General features: G+C 69.7%; 21 protein-coding genes. 11 read left to right on the forward strand and 10 right to left on the reverse strand.

Annotation, left to right across the window (positions count from 1 at the left end):
- Window positions 1-36 precede the first annotated feature (36 nt).
- The 3 genes from FEI13_RS03670 (at window position 37) to FEI13_RS03680 (ending at window position 2689) form a co-directional block, all read left to right on the forward strand.
- Window positions 37-1257: an efflux RND transporter periplasmic adaptor subunit gene (locus tag FEI13_RS03670; RefSeq protein WP_138179649.1), complete on the forward strand. Its 1221-nt coding sequence runs from the start codon at window positions 37-39 to the stop codon at window positions 1255-1257.
- 71 nt (window positions 1258-1328) lie between these two features.
- Window positions 1329-2381 carry an asparaginase gene (locus FEI13_RS03675; RefSeq protein WP_138179651.1) on the forward strand — a complete coding sequence of 351 codons (1053 nt, stop codon included), beginning with the start codon at window positions 1329-1331 and terminating at the stop codon, window positions 2379-2381.
- Window positions 2382-2452: 71 nt separating this feature from the next.
- Window positions 2453-2689 (forward strand): DUF2789 domain-containing protein, encoded by a 237-nt coding sequence (locus tag FEI13_RS03680; RefSeq protein WP_138179653.1) that lies wholly within the window; start codon window positions 2453-2455, stop codon window positions 2687-2689.
- A 125-nt stretch (window positions 2690-2814) separates the two neighbouring features.
- Here FEI13_RS03680 and FEI13_RS03685 read toward each other — a convergent pair whose 3' ends face one another.
- Window positions 2815-3225 carry an SRPBCC family protein gene (locus FEI13_RS03685; protein ID WP_138179655.1) on the reverse strand — a complete coding sequence of 137 codons (411 nt, stop codon included), beginning with the start codon at window positions 3223-3225 and terminating at the stop codon, window positions 2815-2817.
- Between the two features lie 89 nt (window positions 3226-3314).
- Window positions 3315-4727, reverse strand: a complete 1413-nt coding sequence (gene trhP, locus FEI13_RS03690) for a prephenate-dependent tRNA uridine(34) hydroxylase TrhP (RefSeq protein ID WP_138179657.1) — start codon at window positions 4725-4727, stop codon at window positions 3315-3317.
- A gap of 220 nt (window positions 4728-4947) precedes the next feature.
- Here trhP and queC point away from each other — a divergent pair, with 220 nt between their 5' ends.
- From queC to FEI13_RS03710, 4 genes are read left to right on the forward strand one after another with little or no spacing between them, the layout of a single operon-like run.
- A complete protein-coding gene (gene queC, locus FEI13_RS03695) occupies window positions 4948-5730 on the forward strand; it encodes a 7-cyano-7-deazaguanine synthase QueC (RefSeq protein WP_138179659.1) in 783 nt (260 codons plus the stop codon).
- Window positions 5730-6374: a 7-carboxy-7-deazaguanine synthase gene (queE, locus tag FEI13_RS03700; RefSeq protein WP_138179661.1), complete on the forward strand. Its 645-nt coding sequence runs from the start codon at window positions 5730-5732 to the stop codon at window positions 6372-6374. Before queC ends, queE begins: the two co-directional genes overlap by 1 nt.
- The gene (locus FEI13_RS03705; RefSeq protein WP_138179663.1) at window positions 6374-7219 is read left to right on the forward strand and encodes a 6-pyruvoyl trahydropterin synthase family protein; all 846 of its coding nucleotides are present in this window, start codon (window positions 6374-6376) and stop codon (window positions 7217-7219) included. The genes queE and FEI13_RS03705 overlap by 1 nt, the downstream gene beginning before the upstream one ends.
- On the forward strand, window positions 7216-7485 hold the full coding sequence (locus tag FEI13_RS03710) for a YkgJ family cysteine cluster protein (RefSeq protein WP_138179665.1): 270 nt from the start codon (window positions 7216-7218) through the stop codon (window positions 7483-7485). The genes FEI13_RS03705 and FEI13_RS03710 overlap by 4 nt, the downstream gene beginning before the upstream one ends.
- Window positions 7486-7622: 137 nt before the next feature.
- Here FEI13_RS03710 and FEI13_RS03715 read toward each other — a convergent pair whose 3' ends face one another.
- Genes FEI13_RS03715 through FEI13_RS03725 form a run of 3 tightly spaced genes read right to left on the reverse strand, consistent with a single transcriptional unit; the run spans window position 7623 to window position 12661 of the window.
- On the reverse strand, window positions 7623-11537 hold the full coding sequence (locus FEI13_RS03715; protein WP_138179667.1) for an ATP-binding protein: 3915 nt from the start codon (window positions 11535-11537) through the stop codon (window positions 7623-7625).
- Between the two features lie 33 nt (window positions 11538-11570).
- The gene (locus tag FEI13_RS03720) at window positions 11571-12215 is read right to left on the reverse strand and encodes a MiaE family protein (RefSeq protein WP_240036411.1); all 645 of its coding nucleotides are present in this window, start codon (window positions 12213-12215) and stop codon (window positions 11571-11573) included.
- Window positions 12212-12661 (reverse strand): DUF1289 domain-containing protein, encoded by a 450-nt coding sequence (locus FEI13_RS03725; protein WP_138179669.1) that lies wholly within the window; start codon window positions 12659-12661, stop codon window positions 12212-12214. Before FEI13_RS03725 ends, FEI13_RS03720 begins: the two co-directional genes overlap by 4 nt.
- Before the next feature lie 291 nt (window positions 12662-12952).
- On the opposite strand from FEI13_RS03725, the gene acnB reads away from it, so the two are divergent.
- From acnB to FEI13_RS03740, 3 genes are all read left to right on the forward strand, one after another.
- Window positions 12953-15556, forward strand: a complete 2604-nt coding sequence (gene acnB, locus FEI13_RS03730) for a bifunctional aconitate hydratase 2/2-methylisocitrate dehydratase (RefSeq protein WP_138179755.1) — start codon at window positions 12953-12955, stop codon at window positions 15554-15556.
- A 234-nt stretch (window positions 15557-15790) separates the two neighbouring features.
- Window positions 15791-16279: a ribonuclease E activity regulator RraA gene (gene rraA / locus FEI13_RS03735; protein ID WP_138179671.1), complete on the forward strand. Its 489-nt coding sequence runs from the start codon at window positions 15791-15793 to the stop codon at window positions 16277-16279.
- 127 nt (window positions 16280-16406) lie between these two features.
- Entirely contained in the window at window positions 16407-18290 is a 1884-nt protein-coding gene (locus FEI13_RS03740) for a glycerophosphodiester phosphodiesterase family protein (RefSeq protein ID WP_138179673.1), read from the forward strand.
- A 33-nt stretch (window positions 18291-18323) separates the two neighbouring features.
- Here FEI13_RS03740 and FEI13_RS03745 read toward each other — a convergent pair whose 3' ends face one another.
- From FEI13_RS03745 to FEI13_RS03765, 5 genes are all read right to left on the reverse strand, one after another.
- Entirely contained in the window at window positions 18324-20150 is a 1827-nt protein-coding gene (locus FEI13_RS03745; RefSeq protein WP_138179675.1) for a gamma-glutamyltransferase family protein, read from the reverse strand.
- Between the two features lie 69 nt (window positions 20151-20219).
- Complete coding sequence (locus FEI13_RS03750) at window positions 20220-20708, reverse strand: hypothetical protein (RefSeq protein ID WP_138179677.1); 489 nt, start codon at window positions 20706-20708, stop codon at window positions 20220-20222.
- A gap of 109 nt (window positions 20709-20817) precedes the next feature.
- The gene (locus FEI13_RS03755) at window positions 20818-21615 is read right to left on the reverse strand and encodes a universal stress protein (protein WP_138179679.1); all 798 of its coding nucleotides are present in this window, start codon (window positions 21613-21615) and stop codon (window positions 20818-20820) included.
- The gene (locus FEI13_RS03760) at window positions 21605-24019 is read right to left on the reverse strand and encodes a Lon protease family protein (protein ID WP_138179681.1); all 2415 of its coding nucleotides are present in this window, start codon (window positions 24017-24019) and stop codon (window positions 21605-21607) included. The genes FEI13_RS03755 and FEI13_RS03760 overlap by 11 nt, the downstream gene beginning before the upstream one ends.
- A 44-nt stretch (window positions 24020-24063) precedes the next feature.
- A complete protein-coding gene (locus FEI13_RS03765) occupies window positions 24064-24246 on the reverse strand; it encodes an RcnB family protein (RefSeq protein WP_158294507.1) in 183 nt (60 codons plus the stop codon).
- 145 nt (window positions 24247-24391) lie between these two features.
- On the opposite strand from FEI13_RS03765, the gene FEI13_RS03770 reads away from it, so the two are divergent.
- Window positions 24392-25237 (forward strand): glycine betaine ABC transporter substrate-binding protein, encoded by an 846-nt coding sequence (locus tag FEI13_RS03770; protein ID WP_158294508.1) that lies wholly within the window; start codon window positions 24392-24394, stop codon window positions 25235-25237.
- Window positions 25238-25357: the final 120 nt, after the last annotated feature.

The following is a 25357-nucleotide window of genomic DNA, read 5'->3' on the forward strand; positions in this document are numbered from 1 at the left end:
GTCCGCGCGACATCATCGTTTGCCCTGGAGTCCGTCATGTCTCGCGCCTCGCTCTTCAAGCTCTTCACCCCACGCCGCCTACTCTGGGCCCTGGCCACCCTCGCCGCGCTGGGTCTGCTGGTCTGGGCCCTGCGCCCGACCCCGGTGAGCGTAACCACCGCCACGGTGGCGCGAGCGCCCTTCGTGGACGCGGTCAACGAGGAGGGGCGCACCCGCCTTCGCGACACCTGGCACGTCACGGCGCCGATCACCGGCTACCTGCGTCGCGTGATGCTGGAGGTGGGCGACCGGGTCGACCAGGGCCAGGTGCTGTTTCGTCTCGAGCCGAGCCCGGCGCCCGCCCTGGACGCCCGCAGCCGCGAGCAGGCCGAGGACGCCCTGCAGGCCGCCCGGGCCCGGCTCCACGCGGCCGAGGCCAACCTGGAAACGGCCCGGGCCGAGCGGCGCTTCGCCGAGGCCGAGTACCGGCGCTACCGTCGACTTCACGAGCGCAACCTGGTCTCGACCGCCGATCTGGAGCATCGCGAGAGCCTGCGCGATCGCCAGCGCGCCCTGGAACGCGCCGCCGCCTCGAGCGTGGAAGCGGCGCGCTTCGAGGTGGAGAGCGCCCGGGCGGTGCTGGCGGTGACCAGCGGCCAGCGCAGCGGCAGCGATCAGCCGATGCTCGAGGTGGCCGCCCCGGTGGCGGGCGTGGTGCTCGAGCGCTTCCGCTGCTGCGAGGGGACGGTGGACGCCGGCCAACCTATCCTCGAGATCGGCCGCCTGGCGGACATGGAGATCCTCGTCGACCTGCTCTCCATGGATGCGGTGCGCCTGCGCCCGGGCATGGCGGTGCGCATCACCGGCTGGGGCGGCCCGACACTCGATGGCACGGTGCGACGCATCGAGCCCGCCGGCTTCACCCGCACCTCGGCACTGGGCGTCGACGAGCAGCGGGTGCCAGTGATCGTGGATTTCGCCCCGGATACCGATCCCGCCGCCCTAGGGCTCGGCAGCGGCTTCCGGGTCGAGGTGGACTTCCTGATTTGGCAGGACAACGACGTGCTGCAGGTGCCCACCAGCGCGCTGTTCCGCGACGATGGCCGCTGGGCGGTCTTCATCATCGAGGAGGGCCGCGCCCGGCTTCGCCACCTGGAGATCGGCCGCCAGAGCGGGCTTGCAAGCCAGGTCCTCGATGGGCTCGACGCCGGGGAGCGTATCGTGACCCATCCGAGCGAGGCGCTCGTCGACGGCGCGCCGATCCGCGAGGACGCGTGACGCCGAGGCTTGCCTGGCGCCACGCCGGCCGTATCATGGGGCCCCGACCGCCCGACCCGCCAGGAGCCCCCATGACCGCCGGACCCGACCTCGACGCCCCCGTACTGGTGATCTACACCGGTGGCACCCTCGGCATGCTGCCAGGCCCTCGGGGACTGGCGCCGGGCCATGACATCGAGGCCCGCCTGCGGCGGGCACTGACCACCCTGCCCCCGGCCCGCCAGGCCAGCCTGCCCGCCTTCGAGGTACTCGAGACCGACCGCCCCATCGACTCCAGCAGCGCCACACCCGAGCACTGGCAGGCGCTGGCCGCGCGGGTCGCCGGCTGCCACCGCCGCCATGCCGGCATCGTCATCCTCCACGGCACCGATACCCTGGCCTGGACGGCCTCGAGCCTGGCCTTCCAGCTGCAGGGGATCGATCGCCCGGTGATCCTCACCGGCGCCATGCACCCCCTGGAGGCCGAGGCCAGCGATGCCATCGCCAACGTCGAGGATGCCCTGCGCTTCGCCGTGACGGCGCGCCTCAAGGAGGTGGCAATCTGCTTCGCCGGCAAGCTGCTGCGCGGCTGTCGCACCCGCAAGTGGCAGACCCGGGACGCCATGGCCTTCGCGAGCCCCAACCTGACGCCGCTCGGCGAGCGGGTCGACGAGGAGGTGGTGCTCTACCCCGGCCGCGGCCTGGCGGATCACCAGCGCGGCGCGCCGCGCTTTGAGTTGATCGACTATGCGCCGCTGGCGGCGGGTGGCGTGGTTCGCCTGGCGCTGTGGCCCGGCCTTCAGGCCTGGCAGGTCGAGGCCTGGCTCGACGACGAGCGGGTCAAGGGCGCGGTCCTGGAGGTGTGGGGCGGCGGCAACCTGCCGGACGACCCGGCGCTGATCGGGGCGCTGGCCCGGGCGAGCGGCGAAGGCAAGCTGCTGGCCGCCCTCAGCCAGTGTCCCTTTGGGCCGGTGGCCTTTGGCGGCTACGCCGCCGGCCAGGGGCTCAGTGATGCCGGCGTGCTCTCGGCCGAAGACATGACCCCCGAGGCCACCTTCGCCAAGCTGGTCCACCTGCTGGCCCAGCCCCTCGAGGAGAGCGAACGACGGCGGCGCTTCCTCACGCCGCTGGTCGGCGAGCGTTGACGCGGGCCATGCACGCCGGCGCGTAAATCGCTAAGGTGGAAGAACCCTCACCGGTCAGCAGGAGTCAGTCCATGGAACACCCCGACCATCCCTTCACCGAACTCTTCGAGCAGCTCGGCCTCGCCTCGGATCACGCGGCGATCAAGCGCTTCATCGATCGCCACGCGCCGATTCCCGAGGAGATTGCGCTGCCGGACGCGCCCTGCTGGAACGAGGGCCAGGCGGAGTTCCTGCGCGAGGCCCTTCAGGCAGACGCCGACTGGGCCGAGGTCGTCGATCACCTCGACGCCTCGCTGCGCAAGGGCTGAGGCTCACGAGCCGAGATCACCGCCGAAGGCCAGGCCCCACACGACGACGCCGCCCGTCACGATGACAGGCGGCGTCGTTGTTCGGCCATCCATGGCGCGTGGGACCAGCACCTGCCGATGCAGCGCTAGAGCCGCGCCTCGACGCGCTCCAGGATCTGTCGGCTGACCTTGCCCACCAGGGGCCTCGCCGCCCGGTTGACGGCCTTCTCCAGCAGGCGATTGCGAATCGTGTAGGTCAGGGTCAGGGCCACCTCGGTCCCGTCCTCGACCGGGGTCAGACGATAGCAGCCCTGGTTGTGGACGCCGTCCAGGGACTCCCAGGCTAGCACCTCCGGCGCACGCGCCTCGGTGATGGCGACATCGAAGGTCCAGTCCATCCCCACCGCGTGCACGTGCCAGCGGTAGCGATCCTTGCCCAGCGGCTCGATCGCCTGGATCAGGTCGGAGTAGTCGGCGAAGTCCTCGACCCGCTCGAGCAGGGCGAAGACCCGCTCCGGGGATGCCTTGAGAATCGCACTGTGTTCGATGGTCGCCATGACGCTCCCTGTGTGACTGCCAACGGCTCGATCGCCAATCGTCCCCTACCTTGTCGCCGACGGCCGGTGATGTCCAGCCGCGCGTGGATTCAGAGGTCGCGCATCAGCAGCGCGAACTCGATGCGCTCGGGCGAGATCGCCTCACCCGGCACGGGGATGCGTACCACGTGGCCGGAGCCCGGGGCCGCGCCCACTGACTCCCCGCGACGGTTCTCGATGTGCTCGAGCACGAAGCGGCGGTTGCCGCCGGGCAGCATCAGCTCCATGGAGTCGCCGACCTCGAAGCGGTTCTTGACGTCGATCTCCAGCACGCCGCGATCCGGATCGTAGGCGGTGACCTCGCCGACGAACTGCTGGTGCACGCCCACCGAGTTGCCCTGCTCATAGTTCTGGTACTGGTCGTGGACGTGGCGGCGATAGAAGCCCTCCGTATAGCCACGGTTAGCGAGGTTGTCGAGCTCGTCCATCAGGCGCATGTCGAAGGGACGGCCGGCCACGGCGTCGTCGATGGCGCGGCGATAGACCTGGGCGGTGCGCGCCACGTAGTAGGGCGACTTGGTACGCCCCTCGATCTTCAGCGAGGTGACGCCCATCTCGGCCAGGCGCGGCACGTGCTGCACCGCGCGCAGGTCCTTGGAGTTCATGATGTAGGTGCCGTGCTCGTCCTCGTACACCGGCATCAGCTCACCCGGCCGGCTGCGATCCTCGATCAGCGCCGAGAGCTCGTCCTGCCCCTCGGTGCCGCCGGCGGTCGCGGTGCTCGCCTCGGCGCTGCCGCCGCCCGAGGCGATCAGCCCACCGCCCTGCTCCGGCGTCCAGATGCCGCTGGCGGCGTGGGCGCGGGCCGAGTTGGCCGGTACCAGGCCACCGGTCTCGTCCTCGGACGCCGCCACGGTGTTGTACTTCCAGCGGCAGGCGTTGGTGCAGGTGCCCTGGTTGGGGTCGCGGTGATTGAAGTAGCCCGAGAGCAGGCAGCGCCCGGAGTAGGCGATGCACAGCGCGCCGTGGACGAAGGTCTCGATCTCCAGATCCGGGCACTCGGCGCGGATCTGGGCGATCTCCTCCAGCGACAACTCCCGGGAGAGGATGATGCGGCCGATGCCCTGCTGCTGCCAGAACCGCGCGGCCGCGTAGTTGACCACGTTGGACTGCACGGAAAGGTGGATCACCTGCTCGGGCCAGCGCTCGCGGATCATCATGATCAGTCCGGGGTCGGACATGATCAGCGCATCCGGCCCGGCCTCGATCACCGGCTCCATGTCGCGCAGGTAGGTCTTGAGCTTGCTGTTGTGCGGCGCGATGTTGGAGGCCACGTAGAACTGCTTGCCCCGCTCGTGGGCGTAGGCGATGCCCTTGTGCAGGTTGTCGATCTTGAAGTCGTTGTTGCGCACGCGCAGCGAGTAGCGAGGCTGGCCGGCATAGACCGCATCCGCCCCGTAGGCGAAGGCGTAGCGCATGTTCTTGAAGGTGCCGGCAGGCGACAGCAGTTCAGGGGCTTTCATGGAATTCACCGTTGTCAGGACGATGGCACCGTCGACGGCCGGGGCCGCGCGGGTGCAAAGGGGGTGGAAGGCGCGAAAGTCTAGCAATTGGCGTCGATTCTGGCCAGATACGGCGGCCTTGCGTACACTATCGCGCGCCGGACCGGATCCCGGCGCCCTCTCCCGACGCGTCGCTGGATACGCGGCGGGGGCGACAAATTCTCCGACCAGAGTTTCCGACATGACCCACTCCCCCGATCCCGCCACCGTGGTGATCTACTCCGGCGGCATGGATTCCTTCACCGTGCTGCACCGTGCCCTGCGCGAGGGGCTCGACGTCCACGCCCTCTCCTTCGACTACGGTCAGCGCCATCGCCGCGAGCTCGAGGTGGCCGGGCGCGTCTGCCGCGAGCTCGGCGTGCCCCACCAGGTGGTCGACATCACCGCCATCCATGGCCTGATCGACAACTCGGCACTCACCGACGCAAGCCGCGCGATGCCCGAGGGCGACTACGCCGAGGACAACCTGGCCGCCACCGTGGTGCCCAACCGCAACATGGTGCTGCTCTCGCTGGCCATCGCCAAGGCCGTCAACATCGGCGCCGACCGGGTCGACTACGGCGCCCACGGCGGCGACCATGTGCTTTATCCGGACTGCCGCCCCGCCTTCGTCGAGGCGATGAACGACGTGGCCGGCATCGCCAACTTCGAACCCGTGACGATCCACGCGCCCTATCTGCGCGCGAGCAAGGCCGAGATCCTCGCCGAGGGCCTGGCCATGGGCCTCGACTACGCCGAGACCTGGACCTGCTATCGCGGCGAGGCACTCGCCTGCGGCCGCTGCGGCAGCTGCCGTGAGCGCCTGGCGGCCTTCGCCGCCAACGACGCCGTCGATCCTTTGGGCTATCTACAGCGGCCCGATGACGCCGCCGACTCACCGCGGCCCGAAACCGCCGCGGAGTCACCGCGGCCCGATGCCGCCGTCGAGGCTCAGCGTCCTGACCACGACGCGGGAGAGTCCTGATGTACAGCGTCAAGGAAGCCTTCTACTCGCTGCAGGGCGAGGGAGGCCAGGCGGGGCGCGCCAGCGTCTTCTGTCGCTTCAGCGGCTGCAACCTGTGGTCGGGGCGTGAAAAGGATCGTGCCACCGCGGCCTGCCGCTTCTGCGATACCGACTTCATCGGCACCGATGGCCAGCACGGCGGTCGCTTCGCGAATGCCGCCGCCCTGGCCGATCACCTGACCGCGCTATGGCCCGATCACGGCGGCGTGGCCACGCCCTACGTGGTGTTTACCGGCGGCGAGCCGCTGCTGCAGCTGAATGAGGCCCTGGTGGCCGCCATGCACGAGCGGGGCTTCGAGGTCGCGGTGGAGACCAACGGCACCCTGCCGATCCCCGACGGCATCGACTGGCTCTGCGTGAGCCCCAAGGGCGACAACCCGCTGGTCGTCACCGGCGGCAACGAGCTCAAGCTGGTCCACCCCCAGGCCGGGATCACGCCGGAGCGCTTCGCGCGGCTGGATTTCGCCCACTTCTTCCTTCAGCCCATGGACACCGCCCCCGGCGGCCTCGAGGGCGACAGCATGGCCGAGACGGTGGCCTACTGCCTGGCCCACCCCCAGTGGCGGCTGTCGCTGCAGACCCACAAGATCGTAGGAGTCGACTGATGACCCTCTTCGTCAACCGTCTTACCCAGCTCGATGCGTCGCTGTGGTGCCCGCGGCGCGGCCTGGTCGGTGCGAGCTGGCAGGTCGACGTCGAGCTCGACGGCGAACTCGGCGAGGACGGCATGCTCTTCGACTTCGGCGAGGTGAAGCCCTGGATCAAGGGTGTGATCGACGCCGGCGTCGATCACACCCTGCTGGTGCCCACCGAGGCGCCGGGCGTGACGCTGCATGACTGCCGGGAGGGCCTCTGCCTGCGCAGCGACACCCCCTATCCGCTGGAGATGCGCGCCCCGCGCCAGGCGCTGAGCCTGCTGCCCTGGTCCGAGATCACCCCCGAGCGCCTCGCCCGCCACCTGGCTGGCGAGCTGATGCGCCGGCCGCCGCTGCGGGTCGACGACATCCGCCTGACCCTGCGCGAGGAGGCGATCGACGGGGCCGCCTACGGCTACAGCCACGGCCTGAAGCGCCACGCCGGCAACTGTCAGCGCATCGCCCACGGCCATCGCTCGCGGCTGCATATCTGGCAGGAGGGGCAGCGCCAGCCGGCGCTAGAGGCGCGCTGGGCCGAGTGGCTCAGTGAGCGCTACCTGGTGGACGAGGCGGATATCGTCGAGGATGACGAGCCCGGCCAGGATGACCGGCTGACCAGCCGCTATCGCGCCGAGCAGGGGCAGTTCTTCCTGCGCCTGCCGCGCCACCGCTGCGCCGTGTTGCCCACCCCCACCACCGTGGAGCAGATCGCCGCCTGGCTGGCCGATGCCATCGCCCGGGAGAGCGGCCGAACCACCCGGGTCCAGGCCTTCGAGGGGATCGACAAGGGAGCCATTGCCGAGGCACGCCCGTGAGCACGTCCACGTCGCCGGGCGGGTGTCGTCCCGGCTGCGGCGCCTGCTGCATCGCCCCCTCGATCAGCTCACCGCTCCCCGGCATGCCCGGGGGCAAGCCGGCCGGCGTGCGCTGCGTCCAGCTCGACGACGCCAACCTCTGCCGCCTCTTCGGTGATCCGCGCCGCCCGGCGGTGTGCGAGCGCTTCGATCACGACCCTGAGCTGTGTGGCGACGATCGCGACGAGGCGCTCGCGCACATAGAGGCCCTGGAGCTCGCCACCTAAGCGTCGACACCCCCCTCGTTCTCGGCGCGCCAGGAAAGAGACATGACCCCAGCAACGACAGCGGCGCCCCTCGGGGCGCCGCTGTCGTTAGAGAGCATCGTTTGGCAGGCATCGTCGGCGAGCGTCGCGACCTGGCGTCAGGAGGAGAGATCCTCGACGTGGGACAGGCGACGGTCGAGCAGGCTTCGCCAACGCATCAGCACCGGGGCATCGCCGTGGCTCACCACGCCCAGCAGGCGGCGGAACTCCGCCTGAGCCGCCTCGTCGCACGGGTCGATCAGTGTCAGCCAGAGCTCCAGCGATGAGAGCTGCTGATGCAGGTTGCCGTCCTCCCGGGCATGCACCAGGGCCTGCTCGGCCAGGCTCCTGACCTCCTCTCGGGAGTGCCCCAGGCGGTGGCGGATCCGCGCCAGGTTGAGCGCCAGCTCGGAGACGAACAGCGTGGTGCGCTCGCGAGCGATCATCAGGCACTGATCGAGGTAGCCCTCGGCGCGGGAGAGCTCGCCCAGGGCCACGCAGGCATCCACGTACCAGAGGGCCGGGCGCTGATAGGGATCGCGCCCGGTGACCTCGGCCAGCTCCTCCAGGGCCGACTCGATCTGGGCCAGGCCATCTCGGTCGCCCGCCAGCGCCCGCTGCCAGCCCAGCACGCAGCGCGAGGCCACCTGCCAGAGGTGCAGGTCCGGCGTACCGGTCAGCTCGAAGGCGCGCTCGGCGCGGGCGGTGGCCAGATGCACGTGGCCCAGCTGGCGGTAGAGCGCCGCGGCATACATCAGCGCCATGGCGAGGCTGCCCGGGTGATTGATGCGCTCGGCCAGGCGAATGGCCGACTCCACCTGACGCTCCGCCCGCTGGTAGTCGCCGCGCAGGCAGAGCGCCCAGCCCTGAAAGCAGGCCGCGGCCACCTGGGGATGATCGGAGAACGGCAGCCACTCGATCATCATCGAGGCGTTGAGCGGGTCGATCTCCTCGAGGTGGTCGTAGGCCTGTGAGATGCGTCCCGCCCAGTATTCGCAGCTGGCCCGGGCGAAGTCGGCCAGGCGCCGGTAGCGGGGATCCTCCAGGCGATCGGCGAGGCCGGCCAGCCGTGAGGCCAGCGAGAAGGCATCGGCATGGGCATGGCGCTGGCTGCAGCCCACCCACAGCCCCCACTTGACCAGGAAGGCCTGCTCCAGGTCGCCGCCCTCCTCCGGGCCGCCCGGTTGCTGGGCCAGCAGCTCCCGGGCGCGCACGAAGCTCTCGTGGGCGGTGGGCGAGCCATGCCCCTCCAGGGCGAAGGCCGCCTGGCCACGCACGGTGAGCAGGCTGATCTCGCGCTCCGCCTGATCCTCGACGTGGCGCAGGCTGGCCAGGCCGAAATCGGCCATCTTCAGCGCCGTGCGGTTGGCGCTGACCTTGAGGGCCTCCCGGGCGGCCAGCTCGAAGTAACGGGCGCCACGGGCATAGTGGCCGCTGCGCCGCAGGTGGGTGGCGAAGTCGCCGGGATGGCGACTGATCCACATTGGGAAGTGCTCTTCGATCAGGCTGACCACCTGGCGGTGGATGCTCACCCGCACGTCGCGTGGACAGGCCAGGTAGGCGGCCTCCTGGAGCAGCTGATGGGTGAACTGGTACTCGCGCTCGGCCGACTCACCGTCGGCCGGCTCGATGATCTCCAGGCGGCGCATGTGCTCCAGGGCCGCGGAGAGGCGACTCATCTCCCAGCCGCTGCACTCGGCGAGGAAGTCGAGGCGGAAGCGGCGCCCCAGCACCGCCGCCACGTGGGCCACCTCGCGGTCGCCGTCGAGCTGGTCAATGCGGCTGGCCAGGAGCCCCAGCAGGCCGTGGGGCAGTTCGTCGAACTGGACGCTGCGCCCCTCGCGGCGATCCATGTCCACGCGCCGGCAGATCTCCTGCAGGTAGAGCGGCACCCCGTCGCAGCGCTCGATGATCTGGCCGCGCAGCCGCGGGCTGAGGTGGATCCGGTAGCGACGCGCGAGCTGCGAGAGCAGCCGGGAGGACTGGGTAGGATCGAGCCGCCCCAGCGAGATCTGCTGATCCCAGTGCAGCCGTGCCGGCAGCGCCTCGCGGCCATGGTGGCTGGCCACCAGCAGGAAGGGACAGTTGATCGGCAGCCGCGCCTGGAGGCCGGCCAGCACCTTGAAGGAGGGCTCGTCGAGCCACTGCAGGTCGTCGATCATCAGCACCAGGGTGCGCTGGCGGGTCAGCTCGCCGATCAGGCGGTGCATCAGCCCCACCACCAGCTCCACGGCCTCGCCGCTCTGGGCCAGCACGGCCATCTCGCGGGGCTCGCGCACGCCGAGCGCCTCCTCGAGCAGCAGCCGCGGGTCGGTGTCGGGCGCCAGCGCCTCCTCGTCGGCCAGCAGACGAGACACCGCGGCTTCGTCGATGCGCCCGCCCAGGTGCCAACGCAGCAGCTGGCGTGCCACGCCGTAGGGCTCCTGCACGGAGAGTCGGGTGGTCGGCTGCCAGCAGATCGCCGCCTCGCGGCTCTGCTCGAGCTGGCGAAAGCCCACCAGCAGCGCCGACTTGCCGAGCCCCGAGGGGCCGCGCACCAGCACGCTCTGACGCAGACCGATGCCGGCGCGGGCCAGGGCGTCACGCAGCGTGCGCAGCGAAGTCTCGCGGCCCACCAGGCTCGGCGGCAGCGCCTCGCGCCCGCCTTCATTCGCCCCGAGGACCAGCGCCCGCAGGCGCACGCGTCCGTCGCTGGCCACCAGGCGCGTGGAGAGACGCGGCTGCAGGTCTAGGGCCGGCGGCATGTGCTGGCTGGCGTCCTGGGAGATCACCAGCTCGCTGCCGCCGGCGGCGCTCATCAGGTCCAGGGAGCCCTGGGTCACCTGCCCCAGCGGATCGACCAGATGGCGCTCGGGCAGGTACACCACGCGCCCGCTGTCGAGGCCCGCGGCCAGCTCGATGCTGGGCGGCTCGCCCTCGCCGCTCCAGTGGCGCAGCGACTCCTCGGGCAGCACGCGGCGGCAGTGTTCATAGAGCGCGACCAGCTCGGCCAACTGATGGGCCGGGCCGTGGGTGCCGAAGCAGGCCAGCCCCAGGCCACCGGTCGCCCCGGGCAGCCAGAAGCCACCTAGGTGGTGACACTGCTGCTCGAGCCAGCGCATCAATTCGACCTGCAGCGCCAGGCAGGCACGGGCATCGGCACGATCCGAGAGATCGGCCTTGAGGCGCAGGCGAATGGCCATCACCGAGAGCTGGCGCTGCTCGATCTCGTCCTCGCGCAGCGGCGCACTGTCCGTGGCCAGGGTCCGCGAGAAGGCCCCGCTGGGGCCCAGCGGGGAACCCTCGGCCGGTGCATCGGACCAGTAGCGGGCGAGCTGTAGGAAGGCGGGGTCGGGCTGCTGACCCGAAAGGGCCAGCAGCTGCAGGTAGGCGTTGTACTGTTCATGGGCGGCGGCCAGCTGCCCCTGCTCGGCGAGCTGGCGCACCAGGCGTTCGTGGAAGGGGCCATAGCCCGAGAAGCGGCTGACCAGCGCCTCCAGCACCTCGGCGGGCACCGGCTCCTCGCGCTCCAGCACGCCCTCGGCGAAGCGGATCACGCGCTGGCGCCATTCGTTGCGCACCTGCACCAGCCAGCGCTGATACTCGGCGCAGCTCCCGAGCTGCAGTTCCTCGACGAGATCGCCCCGGTAGCAGGCGAGCGCCGCCTCGAGGGCGGCCACGTCGCCGGGGCCGTCGAGCAGGGTCTGCAGGCGGTGCATGTCGAAGCGCCACGCCTCCGGTAGCCGGAAGGCGATGGTCTGGCGAGAGACCGCCAGCACCCGTTCGGCCTCGTCACCCAGCGACTGGCGCAGGCAGTGCAAGGCGTGACGCAGGTTGGTGCGCCCCGACGACAGCCCCTGGTCGGGCCACAGCAGCTCGGCCAGGGTGGCCCGGTTGACGGGCTGGTCATGCAGCAGCAGATAGACCAGCAGGGCCTTGACCTTGTCGTAGCTGAACTGGGTCAGGACGTCGTCGCCCAGGTTCAGTGAAAAGTGGCCGAAGAGTGCCAGGTGATCCCGGTCGTTCTCGTATACGTCGTCGGCTGCATCCCGCATGGTGAGCATTCCTGCGTGGCGGAAGTGATGGCCTCAGGCCGGCACACCGCTGTGAAAACGAAAGACCGTGTCCGGCATGGTGACCAGTTCGGCCTCGCGATCGGAAAAGAAGGCAATGCGCGCGTCGATGGGCGCCGGGGCCAGGCGGCGCGCCAGCATCAGATAGTCCTCGAAATGGCGGCCTTCCGACTTAACCAGACTGCGATAGAACTTGGCAAGTTCATCATCCAGATGCGGAATCAGCCGCGCGAAGCGCTCGCAGCTGCGCGCCTCGATCAGCGCCCCGATAATCAGGATATCGATCAACCGCTCGGGCTCCTCGCCGCGCACGTGCCGGCGCAGCCCCTCGGCATAACGCGACGCGCTGATGTGGCGATAGACGATGTCGCGCGCCTCCATCAGCTTGACGACCTGCTCGAAGTGCAGCAACTCCTCCCGAGCGAGCTGGCTCATCTTGGTCAGCAGCAGCGGCTGGTCCACGTAGCGATAGAGCAGGCTCATGGCCGTGGAGGCCGCCTTCTTCTCGCACTGGGCGTGATCGATCAGCAGCAGTTCGGGGTTGTCCAGCGCCCACGCCACCCAGGCATCCGGGGTGGCGCAGGGCAGGAAGGCGAGCAGCTCGGCGGGCAGCAGGTCCTGGCAGGCGGGCAGTTCGAGAGTATCGGTCGAGGGCATCATGGTGTCGGCAGGTCGATGGAGTCGAAGGAGGTCGCCAGGCGCCGGTCCGCGCCGACGAGCAGGTCACGAGCGATCGCGGCGTGCAGCGAGGCGGCGTCCTGGTGGTCGAGGCCCACCAGGCCGTAACGCGCGAGCTCCCGGATGCGGCCACGGCCCACTCGCAACAGCTCCACGGCCCGGGAGAGAGCCGGCTGATCCTCTCGGAAGCGGATGCGGTAGCGCTGCAGCTGGGTCTCGAGGAGCGCGGCGTCCTCGACGACCAGGTGGCGCGCGGCGACCTCGGCACGCAACCGGTCGATGTCGGCCAGGCGGGCGCGGCGCTCGCCGCCGCTGTAGGCCGGCCAGTCGCGGATTTCGCTGTCGGTGCGCTGACAACCGCGACACACCCGGTCTCCCAGGGTGGTCGAACAGACACCGACGCAGGGCGAGACGATGCGCTCTCCCATGTGACCTCCCGTTGATGTTCAGGTGTATTGGCAAACGTTCATGGTACCGTGCAGGACAGCGCTCTGGCATCCCGAAGTTGTCCCCGTCTTCCACCGCCGACCAAAGTTCAAGGCCTCCGCCACGGGCTCAACTTAACATTGTCGACAGTTTCCTCTAGAATCGCGGCACCGCTGACACCCTGGCCGATCGGGCGGGTCTGCCGGACCCGCTTGCATGCCGAAGCGTGCCATTCGTCGAGGTCTCGACGAGCATCGCCGGCCTTGGCCACCACCACCGATGAGGGTCCCAACGTGCTTGAAGCCTATCGCCAACATGTCGAGGAGCGCGCCGCCGACGGCGTGCCGCCGAAGCCGCTGAACGCCGAGCAAGTCGCCGCACTGGTCGAGCTGCTGAAGAATCCGCCGGCCGGCGAGGAGGAGTTCATCCTCGACCTGCTCACCAATCGCGTTCCGCCCGGCGTCGATGAGGCTGCCTACGTCAAGGCCGGCTTCCTCACCGCCATCGCCAAGGGCGAGGACGAGTCGCCGCTGATCGACCGCGTCCATGCGGTCAAGCTGCTGGGCACCATGCAGGGTGGCTACAACATCGTCTCGCTGGTCGAGCTGCTGGACGATGCCGACCTGGCCAAGGAAGTCGGCGAGCAGCTCAAGCACACCCTGCTGATGTTCGATGCCTTCCACGACGTAGAAGAGCGCGCCCGCGCGGGCAACGCCGTGGCCAAGGACGTCATCCAGTCCTGGGCCGAGGCCGAGTGGTTCCTCTCCAAGCCGGCGCTGGACGAGAAGATCACCCTCAGCGTCTTCAAGGTGCCGGGCGAGACCAACACCGACGACCTCTCCCCGGCCCCGGATGCCTGGTCACGCCCGGACATCCCGCTGCATGCCAACGCCATGCTCAAGAACGAGCGCGACGGCATCGAGCCGGTGGTGCCCGGCACCACCGGCCCGCTCAAGCAGATCGAGGAAGTCTCGGCCAAGGGCTTCCCGGTCGCCTACGTGGGCGACGTGGTCGGCACCGGCTCCTCGCGCAAATCCGCGACCAACTCCGTGCTGTGGTTCTTCGGTGACGACATCTCCAACGTGCCGAACAAGCGCGCCGGTGGCTTCTGCTTCGGCGGCAAGATCGCCCCGATCTTCTTCAACACCATGGAAGATTCCGGCGCCCTGCCCGTCGAGATGGACGTCGAGAAGCTCGAGATGGGCGACGTGATCGATGTCTACCCGTACGCAGGCAAGGTGTGCAAGCACGGCACCGACGAGGTGCTCACCACCTTCGAGCTCAAGACCCAGCTGATTCTCGACGAGGTGCGTGCTGGCGGGCGCATCCCGCTGATCATCGGCCGCGGCCTGACCACCAAGGCGCGCGAGTCCCTGGGCCTGGCGCCCTCCGACGTCTTCCGTCTGCCCGAGCAGCCGGCCGATACCGGCAAGGGCTTCACCCTGGCACAGAAGATGGTCGGCAAGGCCTGCGGCATGGACGGCGTGCGTCCCGGCATGTACTGCGAGCCGAAGATGACCACCGTCGGTTCCCAGGACACCACCGGCCCGATGACCCGCGACGAGCTCAAGGACCTGGCCTGCCTGGGCTTCCAGGCCGACCTGGTGATGCAGTCGTTCTGCCACACCGCGGCCTACCCGAAGCCGGTCGACGTGGACACCCACCACACCCTGCCCGACTTCATCATGAACCGCGGCGGCGTCTCGCTGCGCCCGGGCGACGGCATCATCCACAGCTGGCTCAACCGCATGCTGCTGCCCGACACCGTCGGCACCGGCGGCGACTCCCACACCCGCTTCCCGCTGGGCATCTCCTTCCCGGCAGGCTCTGGCCTGGTCGCCTTCGCCGCCGCCACCGGCGTGATGCCGCTGGACATGCCGGAGTCGGTGCTGGTGCGCTTCAAGGGCGAGCGCCAGCCCGGCGTCACCCTGCGCGACCTGGTCCACGCTATCCCCTACTACGCCATCCAGCAGGGCCTGCTGACCGTCGAGAAGTCGGGCAAGAAGAACGCCTTCTCCGGCCGCGTGCTGGAGATCGAAGGCCTCGAGGACCTCACCGTCGAGCAGGCCTTCGAGCTCTCCGACGCTTCCGCCGAGCGCTCCGCCGCGGGCTGCACCATCACCCTGGGCGATGACTCCGTCGCCGAGTACCTAAAGTCCAACATCACTCTGCTCAAGTGGATGATCGCCAACGGCTACGGCGACCGCCGCACCATCGAGCGTCGCATCCAGGGCATGGAGGAGTGGCTGGCCAACCCGAGCATGATGCGCGCCGACAAGGACGCCGAGTACGCCGAGGTCATCGAGATCGACCTGGAGCAGCTCAAGGAGCCGGTGCTGTGCGCCCCCAACGATCCGGACGATGCCCGCCTGCTCTCCGAGGTCGCCGGCGAGAAGATCGACGAGGTCTTCATCGGCTCGTGCATGACCAACATCGGCCACTTCCGTGCCGCCGGCAAGCTGCTCGAGAAACAGCCCGCCGGGAGCCTTAAGACCAAGCTGTGGCTGGCGCCGCCGACCAAGATGGACCAGCATCAGCTGACCGAGGAAGGCTACTACGGCATCTACGGTCGCGCCGGTGCGCGCATGGAGATGCCGGGCTGCTCGCTGTGCATGGGTAACCAGGCCCGCGTGGCCGCCAAGAGCACCGTGGTCTCCACCTCGACCCGCAACTTCCCCAACCGCCTGGGCGACGGCGCCAACGTCTACCTGGCGTCCGCCGAGCTCGCGGCCGTGGCCGCGGTCGAGGGTCGCCTGCCCAGCGTCGACGAGTATCGCCGCTACATGAGCGAGTTCGATGCCATGGCCGGCGAGATCTATCGCTACATGAACTTCCACGAGATCGAGGAGTATCAGAACGCGGCATCCAATGTGATTCCGGTCGCCCAGGAAGCCTGATACCCTGACTGTCGACTCCGATGCTCGCAACATCGAAGGCCACCGTTCGCGGTGGCCGGAGCCGATGACCGAAGCGCCCCTCACGGGGCGCTTTTTTTGGCTCTTTATCGGCTCTTGTTGCCGCTTCACCGCCCACCGGACGATGTCTGCCACCAAAGGGGACCTGTCGTTATGTCCCGCGCATGACATCATCGATCACTCTCGATATCAGGACCGACCTCAGGAGCCATCACCGTGAGCCATATCGTTACCCCGGATATTTGCGACGCCTACCCCGACGTGCGGGTGCTCGAGCCGACGTTCGTCAACGTCGGCGGCCTGGAGGCCTTCTGCGGCCCGATCCGTACCGTCAAGTGCTTCGAGGACAACTCCCTGGTCAAGCAGGCCGTGGCCGAGCCCGGCGACGGCGCCGTGCTGGTGGTCGATGCCGGCGGTTCCACCCGCTGCGCCATGCTCGGCGACATGCTCGCCGAACAGGCCGCCGGGAACGGCTGGGCCGGCGTGGTGATGTACGGCTGCGTGCGCGACGTCGACGTGCTGGCCGAGACCGAGCTCGGCATCCAGGCGCTGGGCGCCCACCCGCGTAAGAGCGAGAAACGCGGCGAGGGGCAGCGCGACCTGCCCGTGACCTTCGCCGGGGTGACCATGGCGCCCGGCCAGTGGCTCTACGCCGACAACAACGGCATCCTGATCGCCGACGAGCGGCTGGACCTGGAGCGCTGACGGTCGCCGCACCGCCACGGCCCCGCGCGCGTCCGCGGGGCCCGGGGGCACGATGCGCGCCCCTCCCCTTGCTCGTGAGGAAGGCGCGATGCCACCCTGACGACATCGCAGTCACCCTGGCGCATCCATGCTGGCCCTGTCACGACTGAGCGGCGACGTGCTGCGCACCCTGCGCGAGCACCTGCGCCCATTGATCGCCTATCACCTCTTCTTCACCCTGCTGGCCTCGAGCCTGCTGCTGCCGGCCGTGGGTTGGACGCTATCGAGCCTGATCGGCCAGTTCGGCCGACCGGTGATCACCAACGGCGAGCTGATCGCGCTGCTGATGAGCCCCGGGGGACTGCTGTGGCTGCTGGCCGCCGTCGGCCTGACGTTCCTGGTGCTCTACCTGCAGCAGTCCGGCATGATCCTGGTCGCGGTGCGCCCTCGCGACAACCATGTCCGCCTGGCCTTCGAGGCCCTCTGGGCCACGCTACACCGCTTGCCGGCCATCGTCGGCCTGGTCGTGGTGCAGGTCGGCGCCCAGCTGCTGCTGCTCATCCCCCTGGCCGTTGCCCTGGGCGGGCTGCACGATCTCTTCCTCGGGGATCTGGACCCCTACTTCGTGCAGCGCGTGCGCCCCCCGGTCTTCTGGGCCTTCCTCGCCAGCGCCCTGATACCCGTGCTCACCTGGGCCCTGCTGGCGGGCGGCCTCTACGTGCGCTGGCACCTGGCGCTGACGGTGCTGACCCTGGAGGCGCTGCCTCCCCGGGCGGCCCTCGCCCGCAGCATGCGGCTGACCCGGGGTCAGGGACGCCACATCGCCGCGGCGGTGCTGCTGTTGCTGCTCGGCATCGTCGGCCTGCCCCTGCTCGCCACCGCCCTGTTCGACCGGGTGGTCACGCCGCTGCTGTGGTGGCTACCCGAGCGCAACGCGGTGCTGATCCCGGCCATGCTCGCCTACCTCACCGCCTACCTGCTCATCACCCTGGCCATCGCCTTCGGCGGCATCGCCGCCAATGCCCTGCAGGCCACCTGCCTGTATCTGCGCCTGGCGCACCGCGAGCCACGCCCCGAGCCTCCCCCGGCCGGCAGCCATCCGCACCGCCTGGCCTGGGCCGTGGAGCTCGCCGTGGTGCTGTTCGCCATCGGCCAGGCCTGGCTGATCGTCAACCGCTTCGAGATCCGCGACGAGGTCGAGATCATCGCCCACCGCGGCAGCTCGCTGAAGGCGCCGGAGAACACCCTGGCGGCGCTGGACCAGGCCATCGACGACGGCGCCGACGGCATCGAGATCGACGTGCGCCTGACCGCCGACGACCGCGTCGTGCTCTATCACGACGCGAGCCTCGAGCGGCTGACCGGCGACGACCGGCGAGTCGGCACGCTGCCGCGGGCGTCCCTCGACGCCTTCGACGTCGGCAGCTGGTTCGGCGACCCCTTCATCGGCGAACGGATTCCGGGGCTGGACGAGGCGCTGGCGACGGTGCGGGGACGCGCCTGGCTGATGATCGAACTCAAGCCCGACCCCGGACGCGAGCTCGACCTGCTCGAGGCGGTGCTCGACGAGTTGCAGCGAGAAGGGACACATCGCCGGGCCTGCCGAGCGCGCGCCGAGGACCGGATCACCGCCCTGGCCTGTGCCAATCCCGACATCATGGGAGAGATGCGCGTGGCCACCCGTTCGCCCTGGCTACTGCGTGAGGTGGCACGACGCGAGCCTCGCCTGGGCACCACCCTGCTGGCCCAGCTGGTGCTGTCGGGCAGCCTGGAGCGTCGTGGCTTCGATGCCCTGGCACTTCGCCACAACCGCATCGACGAGGAGGAGATCCGCCTGGCCGGGCACTACGACTACGCACTGCTCGCCTGGACCCTCAATGAGCGCAACGCGATGTCGCGACTGATCGACCTGGGAGTGGACGGCATCATCACCGACCGCCCGGCCCTGCTGGCTGAGCTGATCGCCGAGCGTCGACGCCTGGGGGACGGCGCCCTGCTGCTGGTCAAGCTGCGCAACTGGCTGCGAGGCTAGCGGGCCCGGAGCATCGTCGAGGCGGGCGGCTCCTCACTCTCCCCGCACGACGCCCTCGCGGCGTGGGTCGGTGGCTCCGACGAGGCCCTCCTCGGTGCGTCGGATCGCCTGCAGGCCGCCGGCCGCATCTCGCTCCTCCACCTCGTGACCGAGCTCGCGCAGCGCCTGCAGGGTGGCGGGTGGAAAACGGTCGGCCTCCAGAAAGACCGCTCCGCCCGTCGTGGTGACATGGGGCAAGTCCAGTGCTTGCTGGACGCCCAGGCTCCAGTCGAGCATCGCCACCAGTGAGCGGGCGGTGTCGTGGATGATGGCCGCGCCCCCTCGCGATCCGAGGCTCGCCACCAGTGCATCGCTGTCGCGCTCGACGACCAGCGTCGGGGTCATGCTGGAGCGCGGGCGCTTGCCGGGCTCCACCCGATTGGCGATGGGCGTGCCCTGATCGTCCGTGGGCGTGAAGGAAAAGTCGGTCAGCGCGTTGTTGAGCAGGAAGCCACCCGGCATGCCGGTGCCCCCGTTGGAGAGGATGCGCGCGCCGAAGGCCTGCCCGAGGGAACTGGTCATGGCCAGCGCGTTACCGTGCTCATCGACGATGCTGATGTGGCTGGTGCCCGCTTCCGGCTGCATCGGCTGCACGGCCCAGGCGGTGGCCACGACGCCCGGGTTGCCCGGGCTCGCGCCGCCGCTGCCCAGGCTGTGCGTCGCCTCGATCAGGGCGGCGCGCTCGGCCAGGTAGTCGGGGGCGATCATCAGCGACCAGTCCCCCCCGGGCGCCTCGACGAAGGCCGGATCGGCGATATAGCGCCCGCGGTCGGCGAAGGCCAGCCGCGAGGCCTCGAGGAAACGATGCAGCCACTCGACGCCGGGAAGCTCGTCCTCCAGGCCGGCCTTCGAGGGCGGCAGCTGCGCCAGGATGCCGAGGATCTGCATCACGGTCAGGTGCCCCGAGGCGGGCGGCGGGAAGCCGCAGACGCGATAGTCCTGCCAGTCGCTGCAGAGCGGCTCGCGCTCCTTCGCCGTGTAGGTGGCGAGATCCTCGAGGCGCAGGCTGCCGGGGATGGCGGGATGATGCTGCACCCGCCCCACGATGTCCTCGGCGACCTCCCCGGTGTGCAACACCGAGCTGTCCTGCTCGGCGACTCGCTGGAGGATAACGGCCAGCGCCGGGTTCTTGAGCCTGTGCCCTTCCGGCAGGGGCTCCCCCTGCTCGGTGAAGAAGAAGCCCGAGGCCTGGGCGTCGTCACGCAGGGTCTCGGTGTCGGCCAGGCTCGCGTGCAGCCCGGCACCAACCGGAAACCCATCGTCGGCCAGGGTGATGGCCGGCTCGAAGAGCACGGCCCAGGGCAGTCGCCCGTGCTCGCCGTGGGCCGTCTCCAGCATGCGCAGGGTGCCGGGCACGCCGACCGAGCGGCCGCTGGCCACGGCCTTCATGAACGCTAGAGGCTCGCCCTCCTGATCCAGGAAGAGCCCTTCCTTGGCCGAGGAGGGGGCGGTCTCGCGCCCGTCGTACGCCCTGACCTCCTCGCCGTCGTGATGCATCAGGAAGGAACCGCCGCCGATGCCGCTGGACTGGGGCTCGACCAGGGTGAGCACCATCTGCACGGCGATGGCGGCATCGATGGCCGAGCCTCCCGCCGCGAGGATCTGATAGCCGGCGTCGGTGGCCAGGGGATGCGCCGTGGTCACCGCGAAGCGCTGGAAGGGACCGACGGGTGCCTTCTCGCTCTCGGCTCCCGCCGGCGGCGTGGCGTCGGGGCGCTGGTACTGGAACGCCGTCTCGGCTCGCACCGTCGGCACCAGCAGCAGCGTGAAGAGGGTCAGTAGCAGCATCGCCGCACACAAACGGACGATAGGGATGACCATGGTCGTGGCTCCTTGTCTCGACTCGGGGCCATGACAGCATAGGTGAGACCGGCTCGCGCGTCGCGACGCCTAGCGGCGACAGCGCCAAGCCGCCAGCAGGCTCACGGCGGCCAGGGCCAGCAGTACGGCGGCGGTCCAGCCAAGGCCCTCGACGAGGCGGTGAAACTCCCCGGGGACCTCGTGGGGGCGAAAGGCCATGCCGTACTCGGCCAGGCGGCTCCCGCCATAGAGCAGCAGGGCCAGCAGGCCCAGCGGCAGCGACGAGCGCCGCCGGGCCAGCCAGCAGGTCAGGCGCCAGGGCTCCGAGGGGGGCTTGGTCCTGGCGGCCCGGCGGCTCCCCGTGGCCTTGGGGGGCGTCTTGGCGGAGGCTTTAGTCGAGGCCTTAGGAGGCGGTGCGGCCTTGGGCCGGTTCGGTGCCCGGCACGCCTTCTGCCGGGACGCCGAGCCGCCCCCGCCGGGCAGCCGGCGACCCAGCCAGCGCCCTATGCCGATCATGCCCCAGCCCAGGGTAAAGCAGACGGAGAGCGCCAGCGCCCCCATCACCAGCAAGTATGTCATCCCGATCGATTCCCGCGTCGCCTGTTCAGGGGACGCCATCTTGCCAAATTCTCGCCGCCCTGTGGGGAGGTATCGTCCGGGTCGATCGCCGAGGGCCACGCAGCGTCGCTCAGGGCACGACGATCACGGGGATCGGCAGCCGCGCCAGCAGGTCGGGGTCCTGCTCGGCCAGCCGCGCGAGCCGAGGGCGGTGCAGCAGCAGCGCGCCGCTGGTCGCCCGCCGGAGCCGGTGCTCGAGATCCCGCGCATCGCTCGCCTCCAGGACCTCCTCACCCTCGAACAGCCGAGCCAGGGCCTCGGGAACCTCTAGGGGAGCGTGCTGCTGGGCGTCCGGCTCGGCCAGGGTGCGCAGGGGCCCACGAGCCAGCGGCAAGCGCTCGTCCCAGATGATCACCGTGCAGGGTGCCTCGAGCATCAGGGCGCGGCTGGTGGAGCCCAGGCGCACGCCCCAGTGCCCCGAGAAGCCGGCCTTGCCCAGCATCAGCACGTCCCCTGGCCCGGCCAGGGCCTGCGCCTCGCTGACGATCCTGCCGCGACTGACCCTGAGTTCGTGGCGCAGCTCCCGCCCGGCCACCGCGGCCTCCAGCGCCTCGGTCACACGGCGAGCCTGACGCGCCTGGCCGGCCACGAGATCCTCGCGGGAGAGCCGGCGCACTCGCCCGGAGACCGCGCCAATCTCGCAGGCAAAGGGAAAGCCGGCGCTGCTCAGAAGCTCCTGGTCCTCGACGAACAGCGCCACCAGCTCGGCGTGGCGCGCCGCCGCGAGATCCACCGCGGCGGCGAGCGCGGACAGGCTGTGGCGCGAGGCATCGAGCAGGGTCAGTACCCGCACGACCCTGACGTCCTTGCCGGCCACCCTGGCGCCCGGATCGCCACCGAGGGGCGGTTCCGCCTGGTCAGGATGCATCGTCCTCGTCCTCCTCTTCGGTTTCGCCGTCGGCGAGGCCGCGCTCCGCCTGCCGGGCCTGTTTCACCGACTCGCGGAACTGTGACAGCCGCTCGGCCATCCGCGCCTCGAGGCTGTCCTCGGGAAAGTGCCCTTGGGCGTCGGCTTCGCCGATGGGCAACCCGGTGAGCAGCGACAGGGCCTCGTCCACCCGGGAGATCGCGAAGACCCGGAACTGCCCCTGCTCGATGGCCTCACGCACCTCGCCCTTGAGCATCAGGTGCTCGACGTTGGTCCTCGGCAGGATCACCGCCTGGCCCGACAGCGCGCCACGTGAACGGCAGACGTCGAAGAAGCCCTCGATCTTCTCGTTCACCCCGCCCACCGCCTGGACCCTGCCGTGCTGGTCGATGGAGCCGGTCACGGCGAAGGCCTGGTCGAGCCCCACCCCGGCGATGGCCGAGACCAAGGCACAGGCCTCGGCCACCGAGGCGCTGTCGCCCTCGACGCCGCCGTAGGACTGCTCGAAGGCAAGACTCGCCGAGAGCGACAGCGGCTCCAGCGCCGCGTAGCGGCTCGCCAGGTAGCGGGAGAGGATCATCACGGCCTTGGCATGGATCCGCCCGCCGGTGCGTGCCTCGCGTTCGATATCGACCACCCGGCCCTCGCCGGGACGCGCCGTGGCGGTGATACGCGAGGGCTGGCCGAAGGCGCTCTCGCCCAGCTGTATCACCGAGAGACCATTGACCTGGCCGACCACGCGCCCCTCGGTGGCGACCATCAGGGTGCCGCGGGTGAACAGCTCGTGGCTGCGCTCGCGAAGGCGCCCCGCCCGCCAGAGCTGCTGCGCTACCGCCCGCTCGACATGGGCCCGGCCGACCACCCGGGCGTCCTCCTGGCCGGCCCAGTGATCGGCCTCCAGCAGCAGGTCGTGGAGGTCGCGGTGGCGCGCCGTCAGCTTACGCTGGTCGTCGGCCAGGCGGCTGGCGCGCTCGACCACCGCGGCCACGCCCTCCCGATCCAGGGGCCGCAGCGCCGCGGTGCGCGCCAGCGTCGCCACCATGCGGGCGTAGAAGGCCTCGTGCTCGGGGTCGCGATCGAGCTCGTCCTCGAGATCGGCCTGCACCTTGAACAGCTCGAGAAACTCCGGATCATGCTCGCAGAGCAGGTAGTAGAGCAGCCGGTCGCCGAGCAGCACGATCTTGATGTCCAGCGGGATCGGCTGCGGCTCCAGGGTCACGGTGCTGATCAGGCCGTAGGCCTGCTCGAGGGACTCGGTGCGGATCTCGCCGGCCCGCAGCACCCGCTTGAGAGTCTCCCAGGCGCCCGGCTGGGTGAGCACGCCGCGCACGTCCAGCACCAGGTAGCCGCCGTTGGCACGATGCAGGGCGCCGGGGCGAATCAGCAGGAAATCGGTAAGCAGGGTGCCGTTCTGCACGTGGTGCTCGATGCGCCCCACCAGGTGCTGATGAGTGGGCAGGTCCTGATGAATCACGGGCGCCCCCTCGGCCTCGGCGTTGTCTACCAGCTGGTTGACCTGGAACCGGCTGAACACCGCCTCCGCCGGGATGTCGGCGTTCTCATCGATGAAGGAGTCGGCATTGAAGAGGATCGCCTCGCGGATCGCGTCGAGGTGGGTGATGACGCCCTCCTGGTCGGCGTAACGCTCCTTGAGTTCGTCCAGCGGTGACCCGATGGCCGATTCGAGCATCTCCGCGTTGAGGTCGTTGGCCCGCTGGCGAAGCTGCTTGGCGAGGCGCGGCATCTGACGGATAGCCTGGGTGAGCTGGCGCTGCAGCTCCTCGACCTTGTGCTCGATGCGTTCGCGCTCCTCAGCGGGAAGCTTCTCGAAGGCTTCCGGCGCCATCATCTTGTCGCCGTCGGCCGGCGCGAAGGTGAAGCCGTTGGGCGTGGAGAGCAGCAAGATGCCGTGCTCACGAGCCTCGCGACGCACGTCCTCGACGGCATCGCGCTGCCGTTCGCTCATGGCCTGCTTCAGCTCGTGGAGGCGATTCTGGTACTCCTCGCTCTCGAAGACCGCGGGAATGGCACTGCGCAGCTCTTCGATCAGGGCATCGAGATCCTCGCGCAGTGCTCGCCCCATGCCCGCCGGCAGGGAGAGCGCCAGCGGCACGGTCGGGTCATCGAAGTTGTAGCGATAGCACCAGTCGCCGGGCGTCGGGCCGCGCTGGGCCTGCTCGGCAAGAAAGCGCCCCACTAGGCTCTCCCGGTCGTGCCCGGGCGTGCCCAGCACGAAGAGGTTGAAGCCGTCGCTGCGCATCGCGGTGCCGAAACTCAGCGCGTCCCGGGCTCGCTCATGCCCGCTCAGCAGGTCCAGCGACTCGAGTTCGCTGGTGATCTCGAAATCGAACGACGCGATGTCACAGCGTCGATACACCTGGGTGACATCCAGGGACTCCAGCATATCGTTCTCCTTTCCTTGACCGGCTCGCCGCCATCGCGAGTCGCTCAGCGCAGGATGTCGTGAATCACCGCGTGGATGATATCGTTGGTAATATCGACCAGCACGGCATCGGCGCCCACGCGGCGCCACTCGTACCCCTCGTAGTGTGGCAGCTCCCGGCGCCGGCGCGGATCGACGTTTTTCGCGATCTCCGGCGGCAGGGAAAAGGCATCACCGGGACGCTTCATGACGACCTCTTCAATGGGAACCATACCCGCAGTCTAGCCATACAACGTGCCGTGCATGTGCAAGAACGGCTTCGACATCGCGCCAGAACGCGTATCATGGGGCGCTCTGAGATCGCTTTCCCCGCCCCTGCTGGAGATGTTTGAGATGATTTTGCGTTCGCTGCTCGCTTCCACCGGCCTGCTGCTCGGCGCCGTCAGCCCGCTGGCCCAGGCCGACACCCTGCGCCTGGGCATCGGCGAGTGGGCCACCGGTCAGGCCAGCACCTATGTGCTCAAGGCGGTCCTCGAGGACGCCGGCCATGAGGTGGAGGTCCACTCGGTGAGCCTGGCCGCGATCTGGCAGGGCCTCTCCGTCGGCGAGCTGGATGCCTTCACCGGCGCCTGGCTGCCGGTCACCCAGGCCAGCTACTACGAGGCCGCGGCCGACCGGATCGACGATCTCGGCCCCAACCTCCGCGACGCCCGCATCGGCCTGGCCGTGCCCGACTACGCCGAGGCGACCTCGATGGCGGACCTGGTCGACGCCGGCGAGGCCTTCGGCGAGCGCATTCACGGCATCGATCCAGGCGCCGGCATCATGGCCCTGACCGAGCGGGCCATGGACGCCTACGGCCTCGACGACTGGCGGCTGATCGCCGGCAGCGATGCGGCCATGAGCAAGACCCTGGAGACCGCGATGGGCCGCCAGGAGCCGATCGTCGTCACCGCCTGGGCCCCGCATCCGGTGTTCTCGGGGCAGTCGCTGCGCTACCTGGAGGATCCCGAGGGCCTCTACTCCCAGAACGAGCGCATCCACACCGTGACCCGCCAGGGGCTCGCCGAGGAGCAGCCGGAAATCACCGACATCCTGGATCGCTTTGCGTGGAGCGCCGAGGACGTCCAGGGCCTGATGGAGGCCAACCAGGCCAACGGCGACTACGAGGCCAACGCCCGCGCCTGGGTCGAGGCGCACCCCGAACTCGTCGCCCAGTGGCTGGGCGAGGACGACTGAGCCCAAGCTGACTGGAACGACGGACGGCCTGGCACGACGAGAGCGCCCGGGCCACCTCGCCTTCAGCACGAGAAACCCCGCCTGTTAGGCGGGGTTTCTCGTGTGCGTGGTGAGCGGACG

The organism is Halomonas urmiana (assembly GCF_005780185.1).
Classification (GTDB): Bacteria; Pseudomonadota; Gammaproteobacteria; order Pseudomonadales; family Halomonadaceae; genus Halomonas; species Halomonas urmiana.

Coding starts and splice junctions, on each gene's coding strand:
- FEI13_RS03670 (WP_138179649.1), top strand. CDS start 37: ATGTCTCGCGCCTCGCTCTTCAAGCTCTTCACCCCACGCCGCCTACTC.
- FEI13_RS03675 (WP_138179651.1), top strand. CDS start 1,329: ATGACCGCCGGACCCGACCTCGACGCCCCCGTACTGGTGATCTACACC.
- FEI13_RS03680 (WP_138179653.1), top strand. CDS start 2,453: ATGGAACACCCCGACCATCCCTTCACCGAACTCTTCGAGCAGCTCGGC.
- FEI13_RS03685 (WP_138179655.1), bottom strand. CDS start 3,225: ATGGCGACCATCGAACACAGTGCGATTCTCAAGGCATCCCCGGAGCGG.
- trhP (WP_138179657.1), bottom strand. CDS start 4,727: ATGAAAGCCCCTGAACTGCTGTCGCCTGCCGGCACCTTCAAGAACATG.
- queC (WP_138179659.1), top strand. CDS start 4,948: ATGACCCACTCCCCCGATCCCGCCACCGTGGTGATCTACTCCGGCGGC.
- queE (WP_138179661.1), top strand. CDS start 5,730: ATGTACAGCGTCAAGGAAGCCTTCTACTCGCTGCAGGGCGAGGGAGGC.
- FEI13_RS03705 (WP_138179663.1), top strand. CDS start 6,374: ATGACCCTCTTCGTCAACCGTCTTACCCAGCTCGATGCGTCGCTGTGG.
- FEI13_RS03715 (WP_138179667.1), bottom strand. CDS start 11,537: ATGCGGGATGCAGCCGACGACGTATACGAGAACGACCGGGATCACCTG.
- FEI13_RS03720 (WP_240036411.1), bottom strand. CDS start 12,215: ATGATGCCCTCGACCGATACTCTCGAACTGCCCGCCTGCCAGGACCTG.
- FEI13_RS03725 (WP_138179669.1), bottom strand. CDS start 12,661: ATGGGAGAGCGCATCGTCTCGCCCTGCGTCGGTGTCTGTTCGACCACC.
- FEI13_RS03740 (WP_138179673.1), top strand. CDS start 16,407: ATGCTGGCCCTGTCACGACTGAGCGGCGACGTGCTGCGCACCCTGCGC.
- FEI13_RS03745 (WP_138179675.1), bottom strand. CDS start 20,150: ATGGTCATCCCTATCGTCCGTTTGTGTGCGGCGATGCTGCTACTGACC.
- FEI13_RS03750 (WP_138179677.1), bottom strand. CDS start 20,708: ATGACATACTTGCTGGTGATGGGGGCGCTGGCGCTCTCCGTCTGCTTT.
- FEI13_RS03755 (WP_138179679.1), bottom strand. CDS start 21,615: ATGCATCCTGACCAGGCGGAACCGCCCCTCGGTGGCGATCCGGGCGCC.
- FEI13_RS03760 (WP_138179681.1), bottom strand. CDS start 24,019: ATGCTGGAGTCCCTGGATGTCACCCAGGTGTATCGACGCTGTGACATC.
- FEI13_RS03765 (WP_158294507.1), bottom strand. CDS start 24,246: ATGAAGCGTCCCGGTGATGCCTTTTCCCTGCCGCCGGAGATCGCGAAA.
- FEI13_RS03770 (WP_158294508.1), top strand. CDS start 24,392: ATGATTTTGCGTTCGCTGCTCGCTTCCACCGGCCTGCTGCTCGGCGCC.